This window comes from Hymenobacter sp. (genome assembly GCF_036387835.1).
Taxonomy (GTDB): domain Bacteria; phylum Bacteroidota; class Bacteroidia; order Cytophagales; family Hymenobacteraceae; genus Hymenobacter.
In genome coordinates this window covers 1-4,835 of sequence record NZ_DASVSY010000061.1, presented here as the reverse complement: position 1 = coordinate 4,835, position 4,835 = coordinate 1, and the positions used below count along the sequence as shown (strand labels likewise).

At 51.2% G+C, this 4,835-nt stretch carries 6 protein-coding genes; 4 read left to right on the top strand and 2 right to left on the bottom strand.

Translation table 11 applies throughout. The features are described 5' to 3' along the window. A partial coding sequence (locus VF639_RS11640; protein ID WP_331146076.1) for a polysaccharide biosynthesis/export family protein occupies positions 1 to 600 on the bottom strand: 600 nt, incomplete at its 3' end. A 235-nt stretch (positions 601 to 835) separates the two neighbouring features. On the opposite strand from VF639_RS11640, the gene VF639_RS11635 reads away from it, so the two are divergent. The 4 genes from VF639_RS11635 to hpf all read left to right on the top strand — a co-directional run bounded on the left by VF639_RS11635 (position 836) and on the right by hpf (position 3,684). Further along, entirely contained in the window at positions 836 to 1,975 is a 1,140-nt protein-coding gene (locus VF639_RS11635; RefSeq protein ID WP_331146075.1) for an acyl-CoA dehydrogenase family protein, read from the top strand. Between the two features lie 145 nt (positions 1,976 to 2,120). Next, positions 2,121 to 2,318, top strand: coding sequence for a 30S ribosomal protein S21 (gene rpsU, locus VF639_RS11630; RefSeq protein WP_245119749.1), 198 nt, complete (start codon positions 2,121 to 2,123; stop codon positions 2,316 to 2,318). A 142-nt stretch (positions 2,319 to 2,460) separates the two neighbouring features. Then, on the top strand, positions 2,461 to 3,348 hold the full coding sequence (locus tag VF639_RS11625) for a tyrosine-type recombinase/integrase (protein ID WP_331146074.1): 888 nt from the start codon (positions 2,461 to 2,463) through the stop codon (positions 3,346 to 3,348). Positions 3,349 to 3,384: 36 nt separating this feature from the next. Next, positions 3,385 to 3,684, top strand: coding sequence for a ribosome hibernation-promoting factor, HPF/YfiA family (hpf, locus tag VF639_RS11620; protein ID WP_277231228.1), 300 nt, complete (start codon positions 3,385 to 3,387; stop codon positions 3,682 to 3,684). 123 nt (positions 3,685 to 3,807) lie between these two features. On the opposite strand, the gene metK is transcribed toward hpf, so the two are convergent. After that, positions 3,808 to 4,835: methionine adenosyltransferase (gene metK / locus VF639_RS11615; RefSeq protein ID WP_331146073.1), on the bottom strand; the 1,028-nt coding region annotated here is incomplete at its 5' end.

Sequence of the window (4,835 nt, the reverse complement as noted above, 5' to 3'; positions counted from 1 at the left end):
AGCCAGCACTTCTATCAAGTTCATATTATCGTTTACTAGGGGTATGATGCGGCCGCCTACTGAACCAAGCACTACCACCCGGCTATTTGTTACCCGAGTAACAACGAATACCCCCTTATAAAATTCTTCATAGCGCACTTTCAACACGCTATCTGCTTGAACCAAGGTATACCCTGTAATCTTAATTCGGTTGATAAGGGGCAGGCGTACTGTACCATCTGTTTGTACCGGAAATTCGGAGTCTCCGGCTTGTGTTGAGCTTGCTGAACCTGAAGCCAGTGTGCGGCTTCCATTAGCTCCCGTAGATAACATGCCTGCTGGAGCTCCAAACTGAAGTTCCCCGTTAGGGTCAATAATTCGCTCGCCGTTGTTTGTGTATACCCGCACAGCCAACAAATCATTTGGCTGGACGATATAGTTCCGGTTTACCCTATTTACTACGCCTCGCAGCCGAGTAGTATCCAATCCTTTACCGTCGCTGAGCCGGAACATAGTGCGCTGGTTGTAGACGCGGGTGGTACCGCAGGAAGACAACAAAAGCAGGAGTGGCAAGCACAGCAACCAGAGGCGGGAGAGAGAACAGAAAGCAGATTGTTGCATGCAAGCGAAAAAAACCGGAAAAATGAAAGGCCTTGCCCTGATAAGGTGGCGTTTGGCGGCGTAAAAATCAGCTAAAAACCCTCAAAGTAACCTAATTGATGCGCCCTTTCAAAATTGGACTCTCTAGCCGAAATCCTATACCCAGTTAGAGCCAAGCCAAAATTGTACCTTTGCGAACCCAAAACTGCTCCCATCTGGTTACTATCCTAAATTCCCACCTCTTACTCTTTTGCTCATGGAACTGGTCGCTACTGAAAACCAGACAATGATTGCCCAAATGGTGCGCGACTTCGGTGCGCAACATATCAAGCCCCACATGATGAAGTGGGACGAGTCACAAGAATTTCCGCTGGACGTCTTCCGTAAGTTAGGCGAACTAGGCCTAATGGGCGTGCTGGTACCGCAGGAATATGGTGGCTCAGGTTTTGGCTATATGGAATATGTGACGGCTATTGCCGAGTTGTCCAAGATCGATGGCAGCATTGGCCTAAGTATGGCAGCGCACAATTCGCTTTGTACCGGCCATATTTTGCAGCATGCTTCTGAAACTCAGAAAAGCAAATACCTACCGTTGCTGGCTTCCGGCGAATGGATAGGTGCTTGGGGCCTCACCGAGCCCAACACTGGTTCCGACGCGGGCAATATGCGCACCGTCGCCGTAGAGGAGGGGGACTACTATGTATTGAACGGTGCTAAAAACTTCATTACTCATGGTAAAACGGGTAATGTGGCCGTTGTTATTGCCCGCACTGGTGAAATAGGCGACTCCCATGGAATGACGGCCTTTATTGTGGAGCGTGGTACGCCGGGCTTCACGGCGGGCCGCAAGGAAGACAAGTTAGGCATGCGCGCCTCCGAGACGACGGAGATGATCTTTACTGACTGCCGGGTGCCGAAAGAAAACGTAATCGGGAAAGTAGGCGACGGGTTTGTGCAGTCGTTGAAAGTGCTTGATGGGGGCCGAATTAGTATTGCAGCGCTGAGCTTAGGGATTGCGCAGGGGGCATACGAAGCCGCACTGCAGTACTCGAAAGAACGGCAGCAATTCAACCAGCCCATCAGCAACTTCCAGGGTATCGGCTTCAAACTGGCGGACATGGCTACCGAGATAGAAGCGGCTTCGCTTTTGACGTACCGTGCCGCCAATATGAAGGACCGGGGTCTGACGGTGAACCGGGAATCAGCAATGGCCAAACTATATGCGTCGGAAGTAGCAGTTCGGGTTGCTAATGAGGGCGTGCAGATTTTCGGTGGTTATGGCTATACCAAAGATTATCCGGCCGAAAAATACTACCGCGACGCCAAACTTTGCACTATCGGCGAGGGCACTTCTGAAATTCAGAAGTTGGTAATTGCCCGTACTATCCTGAAATAATAACAGCGGATCATGTTGATTTTAGACTGATTTCACTGATTGAAATAGGCTTAAGTTTTGAAATCTGCGTAATCCATTTTTAATCTGTGAAATCCGTGATTATCTTTGCGGCCCTTCAAAGCTGAGTTTTCAACCCCATTGACATATGATCATCGTACAAATCAAAGAGAACGAGTCGGTTGACCGCGCGCTTAAGCGGTTCAAAAAGAAGTTTGAGCGCACCGGAGTGCTGAAAGAATTGCGTCGTCGCACGTTCTTCCAGAAGCCTTCTATTACCAACCGCAAGCAGAAGCAAAAGGCCATCTACAAGCAGGTGACCTACGGCAACGACGCTAACTCGTAGTTGTTCTTTTCGTTACGGATTAAACCGGCTACTATGCTTTTCAGCGTAGTAGCCGGTTTTTTCGCGTCTGCCTGTTTTGATTTTTTTCCTGGGTTGAAATCCATACATTGGTTGTCTAGCCCTAGCGGCTGGTACCCGATGTATGGATTTATTTTTTAGCTACCTCCGGTCTGAGCGGCGTTATAGCCCGCACACGCTTCTGTCTTACCAGACAGATTTGCGGCAGTTTGCTGAGTATTTAAAAGCAACCTATCAGCTCACCGATTTAGCACAGGCCGACCATACGCTTATTCGGTCGTGGGTGGTGACGCTGATGCAGCAGGACCTCGACCCGCGCACCGTAAACCGCAAAATTGCCTGCCTCCGCTCCTACTTTAAATTTCTGCTAACTACTGGTGTTATAGGGCGCAATCCGATGCTACGCATCAAGGCGCCGAAGATGGCCAAGAAGCTTCCCGAGTTTGTGCCGGAGGACAGCCTGAACGGACTGCTTAACTCCTTCAAGTTTCCAGACACCTTTGTTGGCGCCCGCGACCAACTAGTGCTGGAGCTACTTTACGGCACTGGCATCCGCTTGTCGGAGCTTATCGGTATTATGCCCGACGACGTGAACTTGCCGGGGCAGACGGTACGCGTGACGGGCAAAGGCAACAAGCAACGACTGGTTCCACTGAACCAAACGTTGGTAGCCGCCCTGGAACGCTATATAGTATTGCGGAAACGCGAAATAGCGAATCCCGACAACACCCGTACAGCGCTTCTCGTTACAGACAAAGGTGAGCCAATGTATGAAAAGCTCGTTTATCGTACCGTAAAGCACTATTTAAGCCAGATAACAACTTCCTCTGCTCAGCAACACCCGCACGTACTGCGTCACTCTTTTGCCACGCATCTGCTCAACAAAGGAGCTGACCTCAATGCCATCAAAGACTTACTAGGGCATGCTAATTTGGCCGCCACCCAAGTCTACACGCATTTGTCGATAGATAAACTTAAGTCCGTTTTTGAACAGGCCCATCCAAAGGCCTGAGTTGTGTTCCTTTTTCTACTTTAACCCCTACAACCGATGAAAGTACAGATGCATTCGGTGCATTTCGATGCCGACCAAAAACTGCTCGACTTCATCCAGAAGCGCCTCGATAAGCTTGAAACCTTCTATGACCGGGTCACAGAAGGCGAGGTGATTTTGAAGCTGAACAATAAAGATGGAATTGACAACAAAACCGTAGAAATCAAGCTATTTGTGCCGGGTGCTACCCTTTTCTCGCAGGAGGATGCGGCTTCGTTTGAAGCAGCCGCCGATGCCGCTGCCGACGGCCTGAAACGACAAATCACTAAGCATAAAGAGAAAATAACTAGTCACTAAGTTATAAACGCCTTTTAACTGCCCCTTTTTAGCCGCATCAAAAAGCCCCGTCTGGTAGCTCAGACGGGGCTTTTTGGTGTATAGAGCTAGATTTGAAATGTCTAGCTGAGTTGGCACTGTGTATTACAAACCAAACTCTGCTTTGATCTTATCAACGTAATCAAGCTTTTCCCAAGTGAATGTCTCCACCGTGCGGGTAGTACCATCGGCGCCTTGCACCTCTTTGGTACCGGGCTGCCGGCCCATGTGACCATAAGCAGCCGATTCGGCGAAGATAGGATTGCGCAAGCCTAAGCGCTGCACGATGGCATAAGGGCGCAGGTCGAACAGCATCTGTACTTTCTCGGCTATCTGGCCGTCAGTAAGTTTCTGCCCGTTGGAGCCGGTAGCTTTAGTGGTGCCATAGGTGGTTACGAACACGCCTACTGGCTGCGCTACGCCAATGGCATAAGCTACTTGCACTAGTACTTGGTCGGCAACGCCGGCGGCTACCAGGTTCTTGGCGATGTGGCGCGTGGCGTAAGCGGCCGAGCGGTCCACTTTCGACGAGTCTTTGCCAGAGAAGGCACCGCCACCGTGGGCGCCCTTGCCGCCATACGTGTCTACAATGATTTTGCGGCCCGTCAGGCCAGAGTCGCCGTGGGGGCCACCAATCACAAACTTACCCGTGGGGTTGATGTGGTGGATAATGTCGACGGTGAAGAGTTTCTGAACATCGGCGCCAAGCTGCGCTTTCACGCGGGGAATCAGAATGTTCTTGATGTCGTCGGAGATGACGGCCAGCATTTTGGCTTCGTCGGTGTCGAAATCATCGTGCTGCGTGCTGACAACGATGGTTTCGATGGCCTCGGGCGTGTTGTCGTCGGCGTAGCGAATGGTTACCTGGCTTTTCGCGTCGGGCCGGAGGTAGGTCATTTCCTTGCCTTCGTTGCGGATCTTCGACAGCTCCTGCAGCAAGCGGTGCGAGAGGTCGAGAGCCAGGGGCATGTAGTTTTCCGTCTCCTTGGTGGCGTAACCGAACATCATGCCTTGGTCGCCGGCACCCTGCTCCTCGTCGCGGGCACGCTCTACGCCTTGGTTGATGTCGGGCGACTGGGCATGCAGGCGGTTCATCACCTCGCAGGTGTCGGCGTTGAACAAATACTCGGGCT

What these genes read in the sequence shown, in the direction of transcription:
- hpf (WP_277231228.1), top strand. Translation starts at nt 3,385, where the DNA reads ATGAAAGTACAGATGCATTCGGTGCATTTCGATGCCGACCAAAAACTG.
- VF639_RS11625 (WP_331146074.1), top strand. Translation starts at nt 2,461, where the DNA reads ATGGATTTATTTTTTAGCTACCTCCGGTCTGAGCGGCGTTATAGCCCG.
- VF639_RS11635 (WP_331146075.1), top strand. Translation starts at nt 836, where the DNA reads ATGGAACTGGTCGCTACTGAAAACCAGACAATGATTGCCCAAATGGTG.
- rpsU (WP_245119749.1), top strand. Translation starts at nt 2,121, where the DNA reads ATGATCATCGTACAAATCAAAGAGAACGAGTCGGTTGACCGCGCGCTT.